This window comes from Pelomonas lactea (assembly GCF_043555885.1).
Taxonomy (GTDB): Bacteria; Pseudomonadota; Gammaproteobacteria; order Burkholderiales; family Burkholderiaceae_C; genus Pelomonas; species Pelomonas lactea.
Window position 1 is genome coordinate 743,237 of the sequence record NZ_JBIGHX010000002.1, and the last position, 20,023, is coordinate 763,259.

A 20,023-nucleotide genomic window follows, 5' to 3' on the forward strand; every position below is an offset into this window, starting at 1 on the left:
CATGATTCACCACCACGACGACGGCGCCCGCTGCGAGCTGACCAGCCCCACCGCCCTGCCGCTGGCCGGCGGCTTCCTGTGGAACCGTCGCCTGATGATCCAGGTCACCTGCCGCGGCTACGCCACCGCGCAGCACATGCAGCCCGAGCCGGCCAAGTACGCGCATGCGCCCAACCTGGAGGCCAAGACCTTCATGCAGCCGGAGCAGGCCTACTACGCCCACCACCCCGGCCGCTTCGTCTACGTGAAGGACGAGGACACGGGCGAGCTGTTCTCGGCACCGTACGAGCCGGTGCGCGCACCGGTGGACCGCTTCAGCTTCACCGCCGGCGCGCACGACCTGGCCTGGACCGTGGAGCACCTGGGCGTGCGCGTGGAGCTGCGCCTGGGCCTGCCCACCGACGACGCGGTGGAGCTGTGGGAGCTGCGCGTCACCGACCTGTCGGGCCGGCCGCGCCGGCTCAGCGTCGTGCCCTACTTCCCCATCGGCTACATGTCGTGGATGAACCAGTCCGCCGAGTGGCGGGCCGACCTTGGCGGCATCGTCGCCAGCAGCGTGACGCCCTACCAGAAGGTCGCGGACCACTTCAAGAACCTGCACCTCAAGGACAAGACCTACTTCCTCTGCGAGCGCACGCCCGAAGCCTGGGAAGCCAGCCAGGCCGCGTTCGAGGGCGAAGGCGGCCTGCACAACCCCAGCGCACTACAGGCCGGGCCACTGGCCGGCGGCGACGCCCGCTACGAGACGCCTGCGGCCTGCGTGCAGTACCGGCCGGCGCTGGCGCCGCACCAGAGCGAGTTCTACCGCTTCGCTTTCGGCCCCGCGCTGGACGATGCCGAGATCGCGCAGGTGCGCGACACCTACCTCAGCGAGGCCGGCTTCGCCCGCACCCGCGCGGCCTACGCCGACTACATCGCCCGCGGCCGCGGTGGCCTGCGCATCACCACGCCCGACGCCGCCTTCGACCGCTTCGTGAACCACTGGCTGCCGCGCCAGGTTTTCTATCACGGCGACGTCAACCGGCTCAGCACCGACCCACAGACGCGCAACTACCTGCAGGACAACCTCGGCATGGCCTACATCGCGCCCGCCGTCACGCGCGGCGCGCTGCTGCACGCACTGGGCCAGCAGCGCGACAACGGCGCCATGCCCGACGGCATCCTGCTCATCGAAGGCGCCGAGCTGAAATACATCAACCAGGTGCCGCACACCGACCACTGCGTGTGGCTGCCGGTCTGCCTGCAGGCCTACCTGGACGAGACCGCCGACTTCGCGCTGCTGGACGAGGTGGTGAACGGCCTGACCGTGGCGCAGCGCCTGGACGCCGCCATGGCCTGGCTGCAGCAGGACCGCGATGCCCGCGGCCTGAGCTACATCGCCCAGGGCGACTGGTGCGACCCGATGAACATGGTGGGCTACCAGGGCCGCGGCGTGTCCGGCTGGTTGACGGTGGCTGCCGCGTTCGCGATGAAGCTGTGGGCCGGCATCAGCGCCGACGCGGGCCGCACCGACGCCGCCACGCGCTGGCGCGCCGCCGCGCAGCAGCTCAACGACGCGGCCAACCGCCACCTGTGGGACGGCGACTGGTTCGCCCGTGGCATCACCGACGACGGCGTGATCTTCGGCGTGAAGGCGGACACCGAAGGCCGCCTCTACCTGAACCCGCAGTCCTGGGCCATGCTCAGCGGCGCGGCCGACGACGCACAGCGCGCGAAGATGCTCGCCGCCATCGAGGCGCAGCTGGAGACGCCGCACGGCGTGGCGATGTTCAACCCGCCGTACAGCCGCATGCGCGACGACGTGGGCCGCGTCACGCAGAAGCACCCGGGCTCGGCCGAGAACGGCGCCGTCTACAACCACGCGGCCAGCTTCTATGTGCACGCGCTGTACGACGCCGGCGAGGCCGACCGCGCCTGGCGCGCGCTGCGCGCGATGGTGCCGGGGCCGGACGAGGCCGATCTGCTGCGGCGCGGCCAGCTGCCCGTCTTCATCCCGAACTACTACCGCGGCGCGCACCGCGAGTTCCCGCGCACCGCGGGCCGCTCCAGCCAGCTGTTCAACACCGGCACCGCGGCCTGGGCCTACCGCAGCGTCATCGAAGGGCTGTGCGGCCTGCGCGGCTGCGCGCAGGGGCTGCTCGTGAAGCCGCAGCTGCCGTCGGGCTGGGACCGGCTGAGCGCCACCCGCGAGTTCCGCGGCGCGCACTTCGAGCTGCAGGTGCGCCGCACCGGCCGGTCACGCGTGCTGCTGGACGGCGCGCCGCTGGCCGACGCGCTGGTGCGCGACATCCAGCCCGGCCGCAGCTACCGGCTGGACGTTGAACTAGGCTGAAGCCCGCTTGACCACCTGGAAGCCCAGGTCCACGTTCGGCTGCTCCACCGCCTCGCCGCGCATCAGCTTCATCAGCATCTGCGCCGCCTGCTCGCCGATCTCGCGGCGCGGCGTGGCCACCGTCGTCAGCGGCGGCAGCATCTGGTCGCTGCCGGGCAGGTCGTTGAAGCCGGCGATGGCCACGCGCCGCGGCACGTCCACACCCAGCCGCAGCGCGGCCAGCAGCGCGCCCTGGGCCAGGTCGTCGTTGCAGAAGAAGATCGCATCGGTGTCGGGCGCCTCGCGCAGCACGCGCGCCAGCATCTCGCCGCCCAGCGCCATCGACGACGGCTCAGGGCTCAGCAGCTTGTGCACCCGCTCGCCCAGGCCGGCCTGCGCCAGCGCGTCGGCATAGCCCTCGCCGCGCTCCAGCGTGCGCGGGTCCAGCTGGGCAGCCACGTAGGCGATGTGGCGCCGGCCGCCGTCCAGCAGGTGCTGCGTGATGGCCCGCCCGGCGTCGCGCTGCGAGAAGCCCACGCTGTGGCTGCCGGGCTCCGCCAGCACCTCCATCACGTGCACGCAGGGCACGCCGCTGCCTTCGATCATCGCGGTGGCCGCCGGGCTGCGGTCGCGCCCGGTGACGATGAGGCCCGCCGGCCGGTGCGCCAGAAAGCTGCGCAGCACCGCCTCCTCCTCGCCCGCGTCGTAGTGCGTCACGCCGATCAGCGTCTGGTAACCGGCCGGCACCAGGCTGGTCTGCACGGCGTCCAGCAGCTCGACGAACAAGGTGTTGCTGAGCTTCGGAATGAGCACCGCCACGTGCGAGCTGCGCGCCGAGGCCAGCGCGCGCGCGGCCGGGTCGGGCACGTAACCGAGGGCCGTTGCCGCAGCCTGCACGCGCTCGCAGAGCTCCTTCGCCACGGCGCGCTCGCCGCGCAGCGCCCGGGAGACGGTGATGGGGCTGACGCCGGCCTCGCGCGCCACGTCGGCCAGCGTCACGCGGCCGGTGGCCCGGGTTCGTCGTGCAGGCGCGGCGGAATCGGGGTGGCGTGGGGGCATCACTAGATGGTATCCCCGATATCGGCGGGGAAATCCGGCTCTTAGGATAGCGCAATCCCAACCTGAAACAGGCCGTACCCGGCAGCCTTTCTCAGGCGGGACAGCGCGCGCGTCGCGTGGGCAAAAAAGTGGCTGACCCCATTTTTTTAACCCAACTGGACAGCGCTATCCAATTCATGACAACAAGCGGCACGGCGCCGCCACCCAGGAGACTTCCATGCGCACCCCCGGCCATCGCACCCTCATCCATCTCGCCGCCCTGGGCGCCTGCGCCAGCTTTGCGCTGGCGGCCCGGGCGCAGGACGCCGTGCCCGAGGCCCCGGCCGATGCCGCCTCGGCCAGCGCCTCCAACGTGCTGAGCCCCGTCATCGTGTCCGGCTCGCGCATCTCCGCGCGCGGCTTCACGCAGCCCACGCCGACGACCCGCATGGTGGCCGCCGACCTGGACAAGCTCGCCAAGCCCAACCTGTTCAACGCCATCGCCGAACTGCCCGCGCTGCAAGGCAGCACGGGCCGCACCACCAGCACCAACAGCACCAGCTCCGGCATCCAGGGCCTCAGCTCGCTGAGCCTGCGCGGCCTGGGCCCCATCCGCACGCTGACGCTGATCGATGGCCAGCGCGTCGTCGGCGCCAACGTGACCGGCGTCACCGACGTCAGCCAGTTCCCGCAACTGCTGGTCAAGCAGGTGGACGTCGTGACCGGTGGCGCATCCGCCTCCTACGGCTCGGATGCCGTGGGCGGCGTCGTCAACTTCATCACCGACAAGCGTTTCACCGGCTTCAAGGCCAATGTCGAGGCCGGCCAGACCAACTACGGCGACGACGAGAACGCCACGCTGCAGGCCGCCTGGGGCCGCGGCTTGCTGGACGGCCGCGCGCACCTGACGGCCAGTGTTGAGTACAGCCGCGAGAAGGGCGTGCCCTCCCCCCGCTTCGGCGGCGCGGGCGCCAACGGCCGCACCTGGTTCAGGAACCCGGCGTTCCAGGTGCGCCCCATCGCACAGACCACCGACGGCAAGCCGCAATACACCTTCATCGAGGACGCCCAGCAGTTCCAGTACGCCAAGTACGGCCTCATCACCAACGGCCCTCTGCAGGGCACCGCCTTCGGCAAGGACGGCGTGCCCTTCCAGTTCCAGTACGGCTCGAACGGCGTGCCCACGAAGACCGGCGCCGTCACCGGCTGCGTGACGCCGTTCTGCGTCGGCGGCGACCTCAGCGGCACGGTGGGCGGCGGCACCACGCTGGGCATGAACATGACCCGCCAGGTGGCCTACACGCGCGGCAGCCTGGAACTCACGCCGGACCACGAGGTCTTCTTCAGCCTGAACTACGGCAAGGTCGACTCGCTGTTCACGCCCAACCCCGGCGCAGCCAAGAACGACAACCTGACCATCCAGTGCGACAACCCCTTCCTGCCGGCATCCATCGTCACCGCCTGCGCCGCCAACAACATCACCAGCTTCAAGTACGGCACGGCCAACGCGGTCTTCCCCAAGGACATCGAGGTCAACCCGGTGCGCACGCAGGCCCGCGCGGTGGTGGGCGCCAACGGCCGCTTCGAGATGCTGGGCAAGGACTGGACGTATGACGCCTACGCCAGCCACGGCCAGAACACCATAGCCATCCGCGTCGCCAACATGTCGCTGAACGCGCGCTACAACGCCGCCATCGACGCCATCCGCGGCCCCAACAACACCATCATCTGCCGCAACCCGGTGGCCGTCGCGGCCGGCTGCGTGCCGCTGAACATCATCGGCGACGTGCCCGCCAACCCGGCCGCCATGGCCTACATCGAGCCCGCCAACGGCCCGCGCCAGCACTCGCGCCAGCGCCAGTCCGTCGCCAGCTTCAGCGTCAACGGCGAGCCGTTCTCGCTGTGGGCCGGCCCCGTCGCCGTCGCCTTCGGCGCCGAGGCGCGCCGGGAGCAGTACTACGTCATCGGCGACCCCTACGGCAACGGCGTCTCCGCGGCCACGCCCAACACGCCGGAGTACCCGGCCGATCCGCTGCTCAACACCGCCATCGGCAACAACTGGTACGCCGGCAACTATCACAACGCCGAGGGCAGCTACCACGTCAAGGAAGGCTTCCTGGAGCTGAACCTGCCGCTGTTCAAGTCGGCCAGCCTGGGCGAGGCCAACGTCAACGTGGCCGGCCGCCACACGCGCTACAGCACCTCGGGCCGCGTCGACAGCTGGAAGCTGGGCTCCACGTGGAAGACCGGCGTGGACGGCCTGCGCCTGCGCGCGGTCACGTCCCGCGACGTGCGCGCCCCCAACCTCAGCGAGCTGTTCGCCGCACCGCTGGTCGTCAACAACACCGTCAACTCCGGCGGCACGACGCTCACCGTCCAGCAGCGCACCATCGGCAACACCAAGCTGCGCCCCGAGATCGCCCGCAACACCACGCTCGGCCTGGTGCTGACGCAGCCGAAATGGGCGCCCGGCTTCAGCGCCTCCATCGACTACTTCGACATCAAGGTCAACGACGTCATCTCCTCGCTGAACGCCCAGCAGGAGGTGGACCTCTGCGCCGCCGGCAACCAGGAGATCTGTGCCGCGATGGACCTCGTCAGCGCCACCAAGTACGTGACGCTGCAGGCCTTCAACCTCGCCTCCATGCGCAACAAGGGCTGGGACCTGGAGGCCCTGTACCGCTTCAACCTCGCCGGCGTGGGCCTGCCCGGCAGCCTCACGCTGCGCGGCCTGGCCACGCACACGCAGACCTTCAAGACCAACTCCGGCGTCGTCGGCACCATCCCCACCGAGGCCGCCGGCGTGAACCTGGGCAACACGCCGAAGTGGAAGGGCCAGTTCTCGCAGTCCTGGGAGACCGACACGGCCAGCTTCACCGTCTCGCAGCGCTGGATCAGCGACGGCGTCTACAGCAACGAGTTCATCGAATGCCAGACCAACTGCCCGGTGTCCACCGTCACGCGCGCCACCATCCTGAACAACCAGATGAAGGGTGCGTTCTACTGGGACATCGGCGGCTCGTACAAGGTCAACAAGACCGTGTCGGTCTACTTCAAGATCGACAACCTCACCGACGTGGACCCGGTGGCCGCGCCGCAGACGGGCACCGGCTACGGCATCAACCCGTTCCTTTACGACGTGCTGGGGCGGCAGTACCGGATCGGGGCTCGGATGCAGTTCTGATGTGAAAGCGCCGGGTGCAGGCCCGGCGCTTTTCTACTGCCCCTTCGTGCGGTGTCTTCAGCCGGCGCGCATGCGGCCGACAACGTCGCGGACTTCAGCAAGCAGTGCAGGCACATCGATGGTCGTCGGCTGGCGGTCCTTCAGCACCTGGCGGCCGCCCACCCACACGTTGCTGACGTGCTCGCGGCCCGCCACGTAGACCAGCTGCGCGGCGGCGTTGTAGACGGGCTGGCACTCCAGGCTGTCCAGCGACACGGCCACGACGTCGGCCAGCTTGCCCACTTCCAGCGAGCCCAGGTCGTCGGCGCGGCCCATGGCCTTGGCGGCGCGGATGGTCGCCATCTCCAGCGCCGTGCGCGCCGACGCCACCGTCGGGTCGCCGGTGATGCCCTTGGCCAGCAGCGCGGCCGAGCGGATCTCGCCGAACATGTCCAGCCGGTTGTTGGACGCGGCGCCGTCGGTGCCGAGGATGGTGTTGACGCCCGCGGCCTCCAAAGCCTTCAACGGCATCACGCCCGACGCCAGCTTCAGGTTGGAGTTGGGGTTGTGCACCAGGTGCACGCCCTTCTTCGCCATCAGCTCGATTTCCGCCTCGTTCAGGTGGACCATGTGCACGGCGATCATCCGCTCGCTGAACAGGCCCAGCCTGTCGAGCCGCTCGATGGGCCGCACGCCGTGGGCCTTGAGGCCGTCGGACACCTCACCCGCCGTCTCGTGGATGTGGCAGTGCATCTGGATGTCCAGCTTGTCGGCCAGGTCGCGCAGCTTGATGAAGGTTTCGTCCGACACCGTGTACGGCGCGTGCGGCGCGCTGGTCCAGTCCAGCAGCTTTTCGCCCTTGTACTGCTCGTAGGCGGCCACGCCCTTGGCGATGTAGTCGTCCGGGCCCGACGCGTAGCCGGTCGGGAAGTCGATGACGTTCATCGACACGGCGGCGCGCACGCCCGAATCCACCGCGGCGCGGGCCATCGCGGTCGGGAAGAAGTACATGTCGTTGATGTACGTCGTGCCGCTGCGCAGGCCTTCGGCGGCCGCGAGCCTGGAGCCGAGATAGGTCCAGTCCTCGCTGACCCACTTCTTCTCCAGCGGCCAGATGTGGTTCTGCAGCCAGTCCATCAGTGGCACGTCGTCGGCCACGCCGCGCAGCAGCGTCATGGCCGAGTGCGCGTGGCCGTTGATGAGGCCGGGGATCAGGATCTGCTCGGGCAGGTCCACGCGCGTGGCCTGTGGGTACTTCGCCAGCAGCTCGGCGTGGGTGCCGATGGCGGCGATGCGCTCGCCGTCGATCAGCAGGCCGTGGTGTTCCAGCGTGTCTTCGCCGGCCTTCATCGTCAGCAGCCAGCGGGGCAGCAGCAAGGTCTGGGACATCTCTCGTTCTCCTTGTGGGATTCAGTTCTTGAGCAGTTGCTCGACTTCGGCTCGGCGCGGCATCGCATCCTGCACGCCGGCGCGCGACACGGCAATGGCGGCCGCAGCCTGGGCGAAGGCCAGCGCCTGCTCGACCGCCTGGCCCTCGGCCAGCGCGGTGACGAGGCCGCCCACCAGGGTGTCGCCCGCGCCGACGGTGTCGACCGCCTTCACCGCGCGGGCGGGCACGCGGCGCACGCCCTCGGCATCGACCCAGCACAGCCCATCGGCACCGAGGGACACCAGCACCGCGGCCGGCCCCTTGGCGCGCAGCGCCTGCGCCAGCGCTTCGGGCCCGGCCACGCCGCCGCCCAGCGTCGTCACCAGCGCCTGCGCCTCCAACGCGTTGACGACCAGCAGGTCCACCAGCGGCAGCAGCGCCTCGCAGCCGGGCCGGTAGGGCGCGGCGTTCAGCAGCGTCTTCACGCCCGCAGCGCGGGCACGCTCGAACGCGCGGGCCACGCTCTCCAGCGGCAATTCCTGCTGCGCGATGAGCCAGCGCAGACCGGCCAGCTCCAGCGCCTCCACCTGCGCCAGCGGCAGCGAGCCATTCGACCCGGCCACGGTGACGATCTGGTTCTCGGCATCCTCGGCGCCGACGACGATGAGCGCCACGCCCGGCACTTCATCGGCGGGCTGGGCGATGAAGCGCGTGTCGACGCCCTCGCCATTCAGCTGCGCCACCATCGCCGCGCCGTTTTCCAGCAGCCCCACACGCGCGGCCAGCGCCACCTTGGCGCCAAGCCGCGCCGCGGCCACCGCCTGGTTCGCGCCCTTGCCACCCAGGCAGGAGACAAACCGCTGGCCGCGCAGCGTCTCGCCCGGCAACGGCAGGCGCGGCGCATGCACGATCAGATCGCGGTTGACGCTGCCCAGCACGAGGATCTCGGGAACGGTCATCAGGACTCCAAAATGAAAAACCCCTCGGGGGTGACCGAGGGGTTCGCGTGAAGCGCCGAACGCCGCTCAGCGATCAGCGCTGGCCGATGGGCTTCACGTCGCGCGGCGCGGCGCCGACGAACAGCTGGCGCGGGCGGCCGATCTTGTACTCGGGGTCGCCGATCATCTCATTGAGCTGGGCGATCCAGCCGACCGTGCGGGCCAGCGCGAAGATGGCGGTGAACAGCGGCACGGGGATGCCGATGGCGCGCTGCACGATGCCCGAGTAGAAGTCCACGTTCGGGTAGAGCTTGCGGGCGACGAAGTACTCGTCTTCCAGCGCGATCTTCTCGAGCTTCATGGCCAGTTCGAACAGCGGGTCGTTCTGCAGGCCCAGTTCGTTCAGCACTTCGTGGCAGGTCTCGCGCATCAGCTTGGCGCGCGGGTCGTAGTTCTTGTAGACGCGGTGGCCGAAGCCCATCAGCTTGACGCCGGAGTTCTTGTCCTTGACCTTGCTGATGAAGTCGCCGATGCGGGCCACGCCACCCTGCTTCTGGATGTCGCCCAGCATGTTCAGGCAGGCCTCGTTGGCGCCACCGTGCGCGGGACCCCACAGGCAGGCCACGCCGGCCGCGATGGCCGCGAACGGGTTGGTGCCGGACGAGCCGCACAGGCGAACCGTCGACGTGGACGCGTTCTGCTCGTGGTCGGCGTGCAGCGTGAAGATGCGGTCCATCGCGCGGACCAGCACGTCGTTGGGCTTGTACTCCTCGCACGGCGTGGCAAACATCATGCGCATGAAGTTGCCGGCGTAGCTGAGGTCGTTCTTCGGGTAGATGTAGGGCTGGCCGATCGTGTACTTGTAGGCCATGGCCACGAGCGTCGGCATCTTGGCGATCAGGCGGATCGCCGCGATCTCGCGGTGCTCGGGGTTATTGATGTCGGTGCTGTCGTGATAGAAGGCCGACATCGCGCCCACCAGGCCCGTCATGACGGCCATCGGGTGGGCGTCACGGCGGAAGCCGCGCAGGAAGAACTGCATCTGCTCGTTGACCATCGTGTGGTGCATCACGCGGTCTTCGAAGCTGGCCTTCTGGCTCTCGTTCGGCAGCTCTCCGTACAGCAGCAGGTAGCAGGTTTCGAGGTAGTCGCAGTTCACCGCGAGCTGCTCGATGGGGTAGCCGCGGTACAGCAGCTCGCCCTTGTCACCGTCGATGTAGGTGATCGTGGAGTTGCACGACGCCGTCGACAGGAAGCCGGGGTCGTACGTGAACTTGCCGGTCTGGCCGTAGAGCTTGCGGATGTCGATGACATCCGGGCCGATGCTGCCCTTGTAGAGCGGCAGGTCCATCGAGGGGCTGCCGTCGGAGAACGACAGGGTGGCTTTGACGTCGGACGGGGTCATGATGCAGTCCTTTGGGTTTTAGAAGCGATTCGGTCAGGTGCGCAGTTCGTTCAGAACCTCGCGCACCGCAGCGGTGTCGATTTCACCACTGGGTTCCTTGCGGCGCAGCAGCAGGTCGAGCAGGTCGTTGTCGGCCAGGTCCATCAGCGCCGTGAGGCCTTCGGCCTCGGTGACGCTGACCTGCTCGCCCTTGCGGGCGAAGAAGCGCTCGATCAGCAGGTCGTTCTCGAGCAGCCCCCGACGGCAGCGCCAGCGCAGCTTGGACAGCGCGCGTTCGTCGATCATCGGGACGGCCAGATCAGTCATCTCGTCAGACCGCGCGGCGAACCATCAGTTCCTTGATCTTGCCGATGGCCTTCGTGGGGTTCAGGCCCTTGGGGCAGACGTCCACGCAGTTCATGATGGTGTGGCAGCGGAACAGGCGGTACGGATCCTCGAGGTTGTCCAGGCGCTCGTTGGTGGCTTCGTCGCGGCTGTCGGCGATGAAGCGGTAGGCCTGCAGCAGGCCGGCCGGGCCGACGAACTTGTCGGGGTTCCACCAGAAGCTCGGGCAGCTCGTGGAGCAGCTCGCGCACAGGATGCACTCGTACAGGCCGTTGAGCTCATCGCGCTCCTCGGGCGACTGGCGCCGCTCGGTGTCGGGCGGGATGTTGTCGTTGACGAGGTAGGGCTTGATGGAGTGGTACTGCTTGAAGAACTGCGTCATGTCGACGATGAGGTCGCGCACGACAGGCAGGCCCGGCAGCGGCTTGAGCACCACGGTGCCCGGCAGCGTGCGCATGTTCGTCAGGCAGGCCAGGCCGTTCTTGCCGTTGATGTTCATGGCATCCGAGCCGCACACGCCTTCGCGGCAGGAGCGGCGGAAGGACAGGCTGGGGTCGACGGCCTTGAGCTTCATCAGGGCGTCCAGCAGCATGCGCTCGTTGCCGTCCAGCTCGACCTCGAGGGTCTGCATGTAGGGCTTGGCGTCCTTGTCCGGGTCGTAGCGGTAAATCTGGAAAGTGCGCTTCATGATCTTGATGTCCTGGGTCGACCGGCCGTCAGAAGGTGCGGACCTTGGGCGGCACCGATTCAACGGTGAGCGGCTTGAGGTTCACGGGCTTGTAGTCCAGGCGGTTGCCTTCGGAGTACCACAGCGTGTGCTTCATCCACTCTTCGTCATTGCGGCCGTTCGGGTGGGCCGGGGTGTCGCCGTAGTCATTGACCGTGTGCGCGCCACGGCTTTCCTTGCGGGCGGCGGCCGACACGATGGTGGCCTGGGCGGCTTCGATCAGGTTTTCGACTTCCAGCGCCTCGATGCGCGCGGTGTTGAAGACCTTGGACTTGTCCTTCAGCGTGATGTTCTTCACCCGCTGGGCGATTTCGGCGATCTTGGCGACACCTTGGTCCAGCATGGCCTGCGTGCGGAACACGCCGGCGTGCTGCTGCATCGCGGCGCGCAGGTCGTTGGCGACGTCCTGTGCGTACTCGCCGCTGGTGCTGTTGTCCAGGCGCGCCAGGCGGGCCAGCGAGCGGTCGGCAGCGTCGGCCGGCAGGGCCTTGTGCGAGCGCTTGCCGAGGTCGGCGGCCACGAGGTGGTTGCCGGCGGCGCGGCCGAACACCAGCAGGTCCAGCAGCGAATTGGTGCCCAGGCGGTTGGCGCCGTGCACGCTGACGCAGGCGCATTCGCCGACGGCATACAACCCGTTGATGATCTCGTTGGGGTTGCCGTTCTTCGGCGCGACCACCTGACCGTGGATGTTGGTGGGGATGCCACCCATCTGGTAATGGATGGTGGGCACCACGGGAATCGGTTCCTTCGTGATGTCGACGTTCGCGAAGTTGTGGCCGATCTCCAGCACCGACGGCAGACGCTTGGCGATGGTGTCGGCGCCCAGGTGGGTCATGTCGAGGTTGATGTAGTCCTTGTTGGGACCGCAGCCGCGACCTTCCTTGATCTCCTGGTCCATGCAGCGCGACACGAAGTCACGCGGGGCCAGGTCCTTCAGCGTCGGCGCGTAGCGCTCCATGAAGCGCTCGCCGTTGGCATTGCGCAGGATGGCGCCTTCGCCGCGGCAGCCTTCGGTCAGCAGCACGCCGGCGTTGTGCACGCCGGTCGGGTGGAACTGCCAGAACTCCATGTCTTCCAGCGGGATGCCGGCACGCGCTGCCATACCCAGGCCGTCACCGGTGTTGATGAAGGCATTGGTGGAGGCCGCGAAGATGCGACCGGCGCCGCCGGTGGCCAGCAGCACGGTCTTGCCCTGCAGGATGTGCACATCGCCGGTTTCCATTTCCAGCGCGGTCACGCCCACCACATCGCCTTCGGCGTCGCGGATCAGGTCCAGCGCCATCCACTCGACGAAGAACTGCGTGCGGGCCTTGACGTTCTGCTGGTAGAGCGTGTGCAGCATCGCGTGACCGGTGCGGTCGGCCGCGGCGCAGGCGCGCTGCACGGGCTTCTCACCGTAGTTGGCCGTGTGGCCGCCGAACGGACGCTGGTAGATGGTGCCGTCGGCATTGCGATCGAAGGGCATGCCGAAGTGCTCAAGCTCGTAGACGACCTTGGGCGCCTCACGGCACATGAACTCGATGGCGTCCTGGTCGCCCAGCCAGTCGGAGCCCTTGACGGTGTCGTAGAAGTGGTAGTGCCAGTTGTCTTCGCTCATGTTGCCGAGCGAGGCACCGATGCCGCCCTGCGCCGCCACGGTGTGGGAGCGGGTCGGGAACACCTTGGACAGGACGGCCACGTTGAGGCCGGCTCGCGCCAGCTGCAGGGAGGCCCGCATGCCGGAGCCACCAGCCCCGACGATGACCACGTCGAACTTGCGGGTCGAAACTTTTGCCGTCATCACAGTCTCCACAGCACCTGGATGGCCCAGCCGGCACAGCCGAGCAACCACACGATCGAAAACACTTGCAGGGCCAGTCGGATGCCGACGGGCTGCACGTAGTCCATCCAGATATCGCGCACGCCCACCCACGCGTGGTAGGTCAGCGACAGGATGGCCACGAAGGTCAGGACCTTCATCCACTGCGGCGCAAACACGCCGGCCCAGTGGTCATAGCCCAGTTCACCGGGCATCAGGAAGCGCGCCAGCACGGCGACGGTGAACAAGGCCATCAGCACGGCGGTAACGCGCTGGGCCAGCCAGTCCCGCAGTCCGTAGTGCGCGCCGACGACCAGGCGCTTGGAGCCGAAAGTGCTCATTGTTGTTGTCCTTCTGAAGTGAGGCTCAGTACAGGCCGAACAGCTTGGCGCCCAGCACCAGTGTCAGCGCGATGCTCAGGGCCAGCGTGACGACGGCCGAGCTGTGGCCCTGGGCCTTGCTGACGCTGTGCGTGGCATCCATCCAGAGGTGGCGCACGCCGGCGATGAAGTGGTGCAGATAGGCCCACAGCAGGCCCAGCACGACCAGTTTCACGAACCAGGCCGGCAGCCCGGCGACGCCTGCAGCGAACACGTTCGTGAAACCGTCGTAGGAGATCTCGGACGTCAGGCTCGCATCCAACATCCAGACGACGAAGGGCAGCAGCAGGAACATCACCACGCCGCTGATGCGGTGCAGGATGGACACGATGCCCGCAGGCGGGAGTCGGTAGCTGACGATCTGCGTGACGTGAATGTTTCGGTATACGGGTCTTGTCTTTGCGCTTTCCGCCATGGTCTAGCCTGCGTAATCGGGGTGAAACCAAACGATTCTAGGGCCAACCCTTTACCCCACGCAGCGTCATGCTGCACTGCGCCATCGTCAACTTCAGTTCAGTTCGTTGCTGTAGTGATCCGAGCTGGTGTAGTAAAAGCCACGCCTGAATTCGACCGGTCGGTCGCCGTAGGTGTAGGCCAGCCGCTCCACGCACAGCAGCGGTTCGCCTTCGCCAACCCGCAACAGCGCGGCCACCTCCGGCGCGGCCGCCACGGCACGCAGCTTCTCCTCGGCCCTGACCATGTGCACGCCGAACCGTGTCTCGAACAGCGCATAGAGCGTGCCCGGGTGTTGCGCGAGCACGTCTGCGCTGAGCCCCTCGAAATGCCGCTCGGGAAGCCACAGTTCATCAAGCACGACGGGTCGCCCACGCCGGTGCAGCAGCCGGCGCACCTCGATGACGGGCTCAGCGGCGCGCAGACCCAGCGCATGGGCAATCGCCGCTGTCGCGCGCATGCGACGACAGCCCAGCAACTCGCGCGTGAACCCTTGCTCGCCGTCGTCAGCCACCAAGCGCAGAAAGCGGAACTGCTGACGCGGCGCCGAATGCGTGGAGACGAAGGTGCCGCTGCCCTGGCGACGCTCGACCAGGTTCTCGGCCGTCAGCTCATCCAGCGCGCGCCGCACGGTGCCCGGGCTGGCACCGAAGCGCTGTGCCAGCGCTGCCTCGCTGGGCAGCATGTCGCCAGGCCGCCACTCGCCTGCAGCGAGCGCGGCAACGATGAGCTGGCGGATCTGTTCGTACAGCGGTGCGGGGGTCTTGGGCATGGGTCGATTGCAGCACAGGGTATGCCCGTACACTTGACGGGTTCAGGGGCTCACGTCCTTGTCAAGCCTTCTTCAACGCCTTTTCAACTGCCCCTTCGGAGACTTTCCATGAGCAAGAAACCCGTTCGCGTCGCCGTCACCGGCGCTGCTGGCCAGATCGGCTATGCCCTGCTGTTCCGCATCGCCTCCGGCGAAATGCTGGGCAAGGACCAGCCCGTCATCCTGCAGCTGTTGGAAATCCCCGACGAGAAGGCTCAGAACGCGCTGAAGGGCGTGATCATGGAATTGGAAGACTGCGCCTTCCCGCTGCTGGCCGGCGTCGAAGCGCACAGCGACCCGATGACCGCCTTCAAGGACACCGACTACGCGCTGCTCGTCGGCTCGCGCCCGCGCGGCCCGGGCATGGAGCGTGCCGAGCTGCTGGCCGTCAACGGCGCCATCTTCACGACGCAGGGCAAGGCACTGAACGCCGTGGCCTCGCGCAACGTCAAGGTGCTCGTCGTCGGCAACCCCGCCAACACCAACGCCTACATCGCGATGAAGTCGGCCCCGGACCTGCCGGCCAAGAACTTCACCGCCATGCTGCGCCTGGACCACAACCGCGCCGCGTCGCAACTGGCCACCAAGACCGGCAAGGCCGTCGCGTCCATCGAGAAGCTGGCCGTGTGGGGCAACCACTCGCCGACGATGTACGCCGACTACCGCAACGCCACCATCGACGGCGCTTCGGTCAAGACCCTGATCAACGACGAGCAGTGGAACCGTGAAACGTTCCTGCCCACCGTCGGCAAGCGCGGCGCGGCCATCATTGCCGCACGCGGTCTGTCGTCGGCCGCCTCGGCCGCCAACGCCGCGATCGACCACATGCGCGACTGGGCCCTGGGCACCAACGGCAAGTGGGTCACGATGGGCATCCCGTCCGATGGCTCCTACGGCATCCCCAAGGATGTCATGTTCGGCTACCCCGTCACCTGCGAAGGCGGCGAGTACAAGATCGTGCAGGGCATCGAGATCGACGCGTTCTCGCAGGAATGCATCAACAAGACGCTGAAGGAACTGACGGACGAGCAGGACGGCGTCAAGCACCTGCTGTAAGCCGCGGCTTCAGCATCACCGACAAGGCCTCCCTCGGGAGGCCTTTTTTTCATCGCGACGGTCTCTGCGTCAGTGCGTCGCGGGCAGACGGAAAGTGGCGACCGTCTCGACCAGTTGCTGCGCCTGCGAGCGCAGGCTGGCAGCCGCGGCGGCCATCTGCTCCACCATCGCCGCGTTCTGCTGCGTGGCCTGGTCCATCTGTGTGACGGCGGCGCCCACCTGGGACACGCCCGAGCTCTGCTCGGCGCTGGACGAGCTGATCTCGCCCATGATGTCGGTCACGCGCTGGATGCTGCCGACGACTTTCTCCATCGTCTCGCCGGCCTGGTCCACCAGCGTGTTGCCACGGTCCACGCGCTCCATGCTCTGCGTGATGAGCTGCTTGATCTCGCGCGCCGCCTCGGCGCTGCGGCCGGCCAGCAACCGCACCTCGCCGGCCACGACGGCAAAGCCCCGACCCTGCTCGCCGGCACGCGCCGCCTCGACGGCGGCGTTCAGCGCCAGGATGTTGGTCTGGAAGGCGATACCGTCGATGACCGAGATGATGTCGCCGATGCGGCGCGAGCTGTCGTTGATGCCGCGCATGGTCTCGACGACCTGACGCACCACCTGGCCACCTTCGGCCGCCACGTCCGACGCGTTCTGCGCCAGTTGGTTGGCCTGCATGGCGTTGTCGACGTTGTTGCGCACCGTCGCACCCAGCTCGTCCATGGACGCTGCCGTTTGCTGCAGCGCGCTGGCCTGGCTCTCGGTGCGGGCGCTCAGGTCCTGGTTGCCCGACGCGATCTCCGAGCTAGCGTTGGCGACGGACTCCGAGCCCTCGCGCACCTGCCGCACGATGCTGGCCATGCTGTCGCGCATGGCCTTCACGCCCTGCATGACACTCTCCTGCGACCCCGCCGCAAGCTCGATGTCGACGCTGAGGTCGCCCTCCGCCAGCCGCCGCGTGATGGCGTTGACGGCAGCCGGCTCGCCGCCCAGTTGCCGCGTGAGGCTGCGCGTGATGGCCCAGCCCAGCGCCAGCAGCACCCCCACCAGCATCAGCACGCCAAGGCCCACCTGCCAGACCCGCTGCCAGATCGCTGCGTCCACCGTGTCCACGTACACGCCCGACCCGATGATCCAGCCCCATGGCGTGAAGCCCTTGACATAGGACACCTTGGGCACCGGCTGCTCGTTACCCGGCTTGGGCCACATGTAAGGCAGGAAGCCCGCACCGCTGGCCTTCACGATGTCCACCATGACGACAAAGAGCGGCTTGCCCGTCGGGTCCTTGCTGTTCGTCAGCGTCTTGCCCTCGAGCTCCGGCTTCATCGGGTGCATGACCATGACGGGCGTCATGTCATTGATCCAGAAATACTCGTTGCCGCTGTAGCGCAGCGCCTTCACCGCAGCGAGCGCAGCTTTCTTCGCGTCCTCCTCGGCGAGCTTGCCAGCGGCCACCTGGCCATGGAAATGCGTGACCAGGCCGTGGGCCACCTCCACGGCTTGGCGCACAGCCTGCTGACGCTCGTTCATGATGAGCGCGCGCTCGGAGAACAGCAGAAAGCCCGCGACGAGCAGCACACCAAGCACGGCGCCCAGCGTCTGCAGGGCCAGCCGGCGGGAGCAGCTGAGAGATTCGAGGCGAATCATGAAGGTCTCCTGTGATGGTGTTGTGCGCTGACTCTGGCACGCATGACACCTGGGCCGCAATGCGGAATGCCTGGGCCAGGCTGGGTACAGTGGCCTGATGAGTGCATTCCTCCACCCCCGCAGCGCCCTGTTCGGCCATGAGCCGCCCCGCCGCCCCCTGCCCGTCGTCGACCACTACTGCGGCGTCGAGGCGCGCATGAGGAAGAGCCTGGCCCTCCAGGCCGAACTGGGCCCCGTCTTCGACATCACGCTGGACGCCGAGGACGGCGCGCCAGTGGGCGGCGAAGCCGAGCACGCGCTGCTGATCGCCGAGCTGGCGACGAGCAGCGCCAACCGCTTCGGCCGCGTCGGCGCACGCGTGCATCCCTGGGGCCATGCGGCTTTCGAGGCCGATGTGGACACGCTGGTGGCCCGGGCCGGCCAGCGCCTGGCCTACCTGATGATCCCCAAGCCGGAGAGCGCTGACGACGTGGAACGCGCCGTGGCTGCCATCGATGCCGCCTGCGAGCGCCATGGCGCTCCCAGCTTGCCGCTGCAAGTGCTCATCGAGACGCATGGCGCGCTGCGCGACGTGTTTCGCATCGCAGCCCATCCACGCATCGAGTCGCTGTCCTTCGGGCTGATGGATTTCGTGTCCGCCCATGGTGGCGCCATCCCCAAGACCGCGATGGAACTGCCGGGCCAGTTCGAGCATCCGCTGGTCGTGCGGGCCAAGCTGGAGATCGCCGCCGCCGCCCACGCCTTCGGCAAGACACCGTCACACTGCGTCGTCACCGAGTTCCGCGATGCCGAACGCCTCGCTGCCGCGGCCCGCCGCGCCGCCTGCGAATTTGGCTACACGCGCATGTGGAGCATCCACCCCGACCAGATTCGCCCCATCGTTGACGCATTCGCGCCAGCGGCACACGAGGTCGACGAGGCAGCCCAGCTGCTGCTGGCCGCGCAGGCGGCGCAATGGGCCCCCATCTCCTTCCAAGACCGCCTGCACGACCGTGCCAGCTACCGCTACTTCTGGACCGTACTGGAGCGCGCCGAGCGCACCGGCCGCTCACTTCCCGATGCGGCACGCAGCGCGTTTTTCCCAGCATCCATCGGGTAAAGCACGAGCCGGCGTGCGCTTTCGCACGCCGGACAATGCCTACATCTGCTCACCGCTGAGCGACCTGTTTGCGGTGATGATGCGCCGCCTCATTTCATTCCTCCGCCCCACCCACTTCCGATGCAGCTCCCCACGCTCCGCGGCGCCGCCGCCCTGATCCTCTGCGCCGCCCTGCCCGCCTTCGCCCAGACGCCAGCGCCCAAGCCCGCCGCCCCCAAGGCCGCCGAGGCCAAGCCCGTCGCTGCGAAGCCGGCCGCCAAGCCGCTCGCCAAGGCACCAGTCAAAAAGACCCCGCCGCCCCCGCCGGAGCCCGTGCTGGTGGACGCCGATGAAGCGCAGCTGGCCGCTGCCGAGCGCGCCTACCTGGGCACCTACGCCTGCGAGTTCAAGGAGTCCGTGCTGATCGACAAGCACCCCAAGGTGGCCGGCTACATCAACGTGGCCTGGAAGAAACAGCTCATCACGATGAAGCCGGTGCTGTCGTCCACCGGCGCTCTGCGCCTGGAGGACGTCACCGGCCGCACGCTGATGATCCAGATCGCCAACAAGTCCATGCTGCTGGACACCAAGATCGGCCAGCGCCTGTTGGACGACTGCATCCACCCCGAGCAGGAGAAGCTGATCGCCGCCGCCAAGGCCGCCAAGATCGCCGACCCGGAAGCCGAAGCCGCCGCGGCCGCCCGCAATGGCCTGGGCATCACACCCACTGCCGGCAAGTAAGCACGCCTCGCTCGCTTGAGCCCCGCGACTCGGGTATGTAGAATGAATGCATACTTTCTGATGCATACCTGAGCCGCCGCTTCCGCGACGACGCAGTGCCGGAGTCGCCATGGAAGCCACCGTTGCCGAACGCGGGCAAATCACGCTGCCCAAAGCCGTCCGAGACGCCCTGGGCCTGACCAAGGGCACGACGCTCAAGGTCGAGCTGGACGGCGGCCGCATCATCCTGCGCAAGGACGTGGGCGACGCGCTGTCCAAGATGCGCGGCCGCATCAAGCTGCCGGAAGGCACCACCACCGACGACGTGATGCGCGAGCTGCGTGGCCGCGCGCCCGGTGACCCCTACCCCCCGCCCGCCGACGACGCCGCATGATCGCCGTCGACACCTCCATCCTCGTCGACTACATCGGCGACGGCCCGTCGGCCGATGAGGCCGAGCAGCTGCTGCGCAATGCGCTGTCCACCGGCCCGGTCGTTGCCTGCGACGTGGTCGTCAGCGAGGTCGTGGCCGGCCTGGGGCACAGCGACATCGTGTTCGAAACGCTGGAGGCCATCGGCATCGGTTTCTCGCCGCTGGAGATCCGCTCGGCGCTGCGCGCCGGCGAGATGCAGCGCCGCTACCGCCAGCGCCTCCCCGCCAACGCCGGCGCCAAGCGCACCGTTCCGGACTTCCTCATCGGCGCCCATGCCCTGCTGCAATGCCAGGGCCTGATCACCCGCGACGCCGGTTTCTTCCGTGACTACTTCAAGGGCCTGCGCGTCATCGCGCCCAAGGTCTGACCTCTTTCAATCCCCG

18 protein-coding genes are annotated in these 20,023 nt (G+C 68.1%); 7 read left to right on the forward strand and 11 right to left on the reverse strand.

Annotated features, from left to right (window positions below):
• The first annotated feature begins 1 nt into the window (after position 1).
• Positions 2-2,332, forward strand: coding sequence for a GH36-type glycosyl hydrolase domain-containing protein (locus ACG04Q_RS07630; RefSeq protein ID WP_394510292.1), 2,331 nt, complete (start codon positions 2-4; stop codon positions 2,330-2,332).
• Here the strand turns inward: ACG04Q_RS07630 and gntR are convergent.
• Positions 2,324-3,370, reverse strand: a complete 1,047-nt coding sequence (gene gntR / locus ACG04Q_RS07635; protein ID WP_394510293.1) for an HTH-type transcriptional regulator GntR — start codon at positions 3,368-3,370, stop codon at positions 2,324-2,326. The two genes, ACG04Q_RS07630 and gntR, sit on opposite strands and share 9 nt — an antisense overlap.
• A gap of 217 nt (positions 3,371-3,587) precedes the next feature.
• Between gntR and ACG04Q_RS07640 the strand changes: the two genes are divergently transcribed.
• Positions 3,588-6,533 carry a TonB-dependent receptor plug domain-containing protein gene (locus tag ACG04Q_RS07640; protein ID WP_394510294.1) on the forward strand — a complete coding sequence of 982 codons (2,946 nt, stop codon included), beginning with the start codon at positions 3,588-3,590 and terminating at the stop codon, positions 6,531-6,533.
• Positions 6,534-6,590: 57 nt separating this feature from the next.
• Here ACG04Q_RS07640 and ACG04Q_RS07645 read toward each other — a convergent pair whose 3' ends face one another.
• From ACG04Q_RS07645 to ACG04Q_RS07685, 9 genes are all read right to left on the reverse strand, one after another.
• Positions 6,591-7,901 carry a TRZ/ATZ family hydrolase gene (locus tag ACG04Q_RS07645; RefSeq protein WP_394510295.1) on the reverse strand — a complete coding sequence of 437 codons (1,311 nt, stop codon included), beginning with the start codon at positions 7,899-7,901 and terminating at the stop codon, positions 6,591-6,593.
• Positions 7,902-7,922: 21 nt separating this feature from the next.
• Positions 7,923-8,840, reverse strand: a complete 918-nt coding sequence (locus ACG04Q_RS07650; RefSeq protein ID WP_394510296.1) for a ribokinase — start codon at positions 8,838-8,840, stop codon at positions 7,923-7,925.
• A gap of 73 nt (positions 8,841-8,913) precedes the next feature.
• The gene (gltA, locus tag ACG04Q_RS07655) at positions 8,914-10,224 is read right to left on the reverse strand and encodes a citrate synthase (RefSeq protein WP_394510297.1); all 1,311 of its coding nucleotides are present in this window, start codon (positions 10,222-10,224) and stop codon (positions 8,914-8,916) included.
• A 33-nt stretch (positions 10,225-10,257) separates the two neighbouring features.
• Positions 10,258-10,530 (reverse strand): FAD assembly factor SdhE, encoded by a 273-nt coding sequence (locus ACG04Q_RS07660; RefSeq protein WP_394510298.1) that lies wholly within the window; start codon positions 10,528-10,530, stop codon positions 10,258-10,260.
• A gap of 4 nt (positions 10,531-10,534) precedes the next feature.
• Complete coding sequence (locus ACG04Q_RS07665; protein ID WP_394510299.1) at positions 10,535-11,236, reverse strand: succinate dehydrogenase iron-sulfur subunit; 702 nt, start codon at positions 11,234-11,236, stop codon at positions 10,535-10,537.
• A 28-nt stretch (positions 11,237-11,264) separates the two neighbouring features.
• Entirely contained in the window at positions 11,265-13,055 is a 1,791-nt protein-coding gene (gene sdhA, locus ACG04Q_RS07670; protein ID WP_394510300.1) for a succinate dehydrogenase flavoprotein subunit, read from the reverse strand.
• Complete coding sequence (sdhD, locus tag ACG04Q_RS07675; RefSeq protein ID WP_394510301.1) at positions 13,055-13,414, reverse strand: succinate dehydrogenase, hydrophobic membrane anchor protein; 360 nt, start codon at positions 13,412-13,414, stop codon at positions 13,055-13,057. Before sdhD ends, sdhA begins: the two co-directional genes overlap by 1 nt.
• A 25-nt stretch (positions 13,415-13,439) precedes the next feature.
• The gene (gene sdhC, locus ACG04Q_RS07680; protein WP_394510302.1) at positions 13,440-13,868 is read right to left on the reverse strand and encodes a succinate dehydrogenase, cytochrome b556 subunit; all 429 of its coding nucleotides are present in this window, start codon (positions 13,866-13,868) and stop codon (positions 13,440-13,442) included.
• A 93-nt stretch (positions 13,869-13,961) separates the two neighbouring features.
• The gene (locus ACG04Q_RS07685; RefSeq protein ID WP_394510303.1) at positions 13,962-14,678 is read right to left on the reverse strand and encodes a GntR family transcriptional regulator; all 717 of its coding nucleotides are present in this window, start codon (positions 14,676-14,678) and stop codon (positions 13,962-13,964) included.
• A gap of 108 nt (positions 14,679-14,786) precedes the next feature.
• Between ACG04Q_RS07685 and ACG04Q_RS07690 the strand changes: the two genes are divergently transcribed.
• Entirely contained in the window at positions 14,787-15,773 is a 987-nt protein-coding gene (locus ACG04Q_RS07690) for a malate dehydrogenase (RefSeq protein WP_394510304.1), read from the forward strand.
• 69 nt (positions 15,774-15,842) lie between these two features.
• Here the strand turns inward: ACG04Q_RS07690 and ACG04Q_RS07695 are convergent, their stop codons facing one another.
• Positions 15,843-17,408 (reverse strand): methyl-accepting chemotaxis protein, encoded by a 1,566-nt coding sequence (locus ACG04Q_RS07695; protein ID WP_394510305.1) that lies wholly within the window; start codon positions 17,406-17,408, stop codon positions 15,843-15,845.
• Positions 17,409-17,505: 97 nt separating this feature from the next.
• On the opposite strand from ACG04Q_RS07695, the gene ACG04Q_RS07700 reads away from it, so the two are divergent.
• The 4 genes from ACG04Q_RS07700 to ACG04Q_RS07715 all read left to right on the forward strand — a co-directional run bounded on the left by ACG04Q_RS07700 (position 17,506) and on the right by ACG04Q_RS07715 (position 20,007).
• Positions 17,506-18,507: an HpcH/HpaI aldolase/citrate lyase family protein gene (locus ACG04Q_RS07700; protein WP_394510306.1), complete on the forward strand. Its 1,002-nt coding sequence runs from the start codon at positions 17,506-17,508 to the stop codon at positions 18,505-18,507.
• A 120-nt stretch (positions 18,508-18,627) separates the two neighbouring features.
• The gene (locus ACG04Q_RS07705; protein WP_394510307.1) at positions 18,628-19,227 is read left to right on the forward strand and encodes a hypothetical protein; all 600 of its coding nucleotides are present in this window, start codon (positions 18,628-18,630) and stop codon (positions 19,225-19,227) included.
• Between the two features lie 109 nt (positions 19,228-19,336).
• On the forward strand, positions 19,337-19,600 hold the full coding sequence (locus ACG04Q_RS07710; protein WP_268166171.1) for an AbrB/MazE/SpoVT family DNA-binding domain-containing protein: 264 nt from the start codon (positions 19,337-19,339) through the stop codon (positions 19,598-19,600).
• On the forward strand, positions 19,597-20,007 hold the full coding sequence (locus tag ACG04Q_RS07715; RefSeq protein ID WP_394510308.1) for a type II toxin-antitoxin system VapC family toxin: 411 nt from the start codon (positions 19,597-19,599) through the stop codon (positions 20,005-20,007). The genes ACG04Q_RS07710 and ACG04Q_RS07715 overlap by 4 nt, the downstream gene beginning before the upstream one ends.
• Positions 20,008-20,023 lie beyond the last annotated feature (16 nt).

Bases quoted from the DNA above. Each gene is read 5' to 3' on its own strand.
- sdhA (WP_394510300.1), bottom strand. From the start codon at position 13,055: ATGACGGCAAAAGTTTCGACCCGCAAGTTCGACGTGGTCATCGTCGGG.
- ACG04Q_RS07715 (WP_394510308.1), top strand. From the start codon at position 19,597: ATGATCGCCGTCGACACCTCCATCCTCGTCGACTACATCGGCGACGGC.
- ACG04Q_RS07710 (WP_268166171.1), top strand. From the start codon at position 19,337: ATGGAAGCCACCGTTGCCGAACGCGGGCAAATCACGCTGCCCAAAGCC.
- ACG04Q_RS07685 (WP_394510303.1), bottom strand. From the start codon at position 14,678: ATGCCCAAGACCCCCGCACCGCTGTACGAACAGATCCGCCAGCTCATC.
- ACG04Q_RS07705 (WP_394510307.1), top strand. From the start codon at position 18,628: ATGCAGCTCCCCACGCTCCGCGGCGCCGCCGCCCTGATCCTCTGCGCC.
- sdhC (WP_394510302.1), bottom strand. From the start codon at position 13,868: ATGGCGGAAAGCGCAAAGACAAGACCCGTATACCGAAACATTCACGTC.
- ACG04Q_RS07640 (WP_394510294.1), top strand. From the start codon at position 3,588: ATGCGCACCCCCGGCCATCGCACCCTCATCCATCTCGCCGCCCTGGGC.
- ACG04Q_RS07700 (WP_394510306.1), top strand. From the start codon at position 17,506: ATGAGTGCATTCCTCCACCCCCGCAGCGCCCTGTTCGGCCATGAGCCG.
- ACG04Q_RS07650 (WP_394510296.1), bottom strand. From the start codon at position 8,840: ATGACCGTTCCCGAGATCCTCGTGCTGGGCAGCGTCAACCGCGATCTG.
- ACG04Q_RS07645 (WP_394510295.1), bottom strand. From the start codon at position 7,901: ATGTCCCAGACCTTGCTGCTGCCCCGCTGGCTGCTGACGATGAAGGCC.
- ACG04Q_RS07630 (WP_394510292.1), top strand. From the start codon at position 2: ATGATTCACCACCACGACGACGGCGCCCGCTGCGAGCTGACCAGCCCC.
- ACG04Q_RS07665 (WP_394510299.1), bottom strand. From the start codon at position 11,236: ATGAAGCGCACTTTCCAGATTTACCGCTACGACCCGGACAAGGACGCC.
- ACG04Q_RS07660 (WP_394510298.1), bottom strand. From the start codon at position 10,530: ATGACTGATCTGGCCGTCCCGATGATCGACGAACGCGCGCTGTCCAAG.
- sdhD (WP_394510301.1), bottom strand. From the start codon at position 13,414: ATGAGCACTTTCGGCTCCAAGCGCCTGGTCGTCGGCGCGCACTACGGA.
- ACG04Q_RS07690 (WP_394510304.1), top strand. From the start codon at position 14,787: ATGAGCAAGAAACCCGTTCGCGTCGCCGTCACCGGCGCTGCTGGCCAG.
- gltA (WP_394510297.1), bottom strand. From the start codon at position 10,224: ATGACCCCGTCCGACGTCAAAGCCACCCTGTCGTTCTCCGACGGCAGC.
- gntR (WP_394510293.1), bottom strand. From the start codon at position 3,370: ATGCCCCCACGCCACCCCGATTCCGCCGCGCCTGCACGACGAACCCGG.
- ACG04Q_RS07695 (WP_394510305.1), bottom strand. From the start codon at position 17,408: ATGATTCGCCTCGAATCTCTCAGCTGCTCCCGCCGGCTGGCCCTGCAG.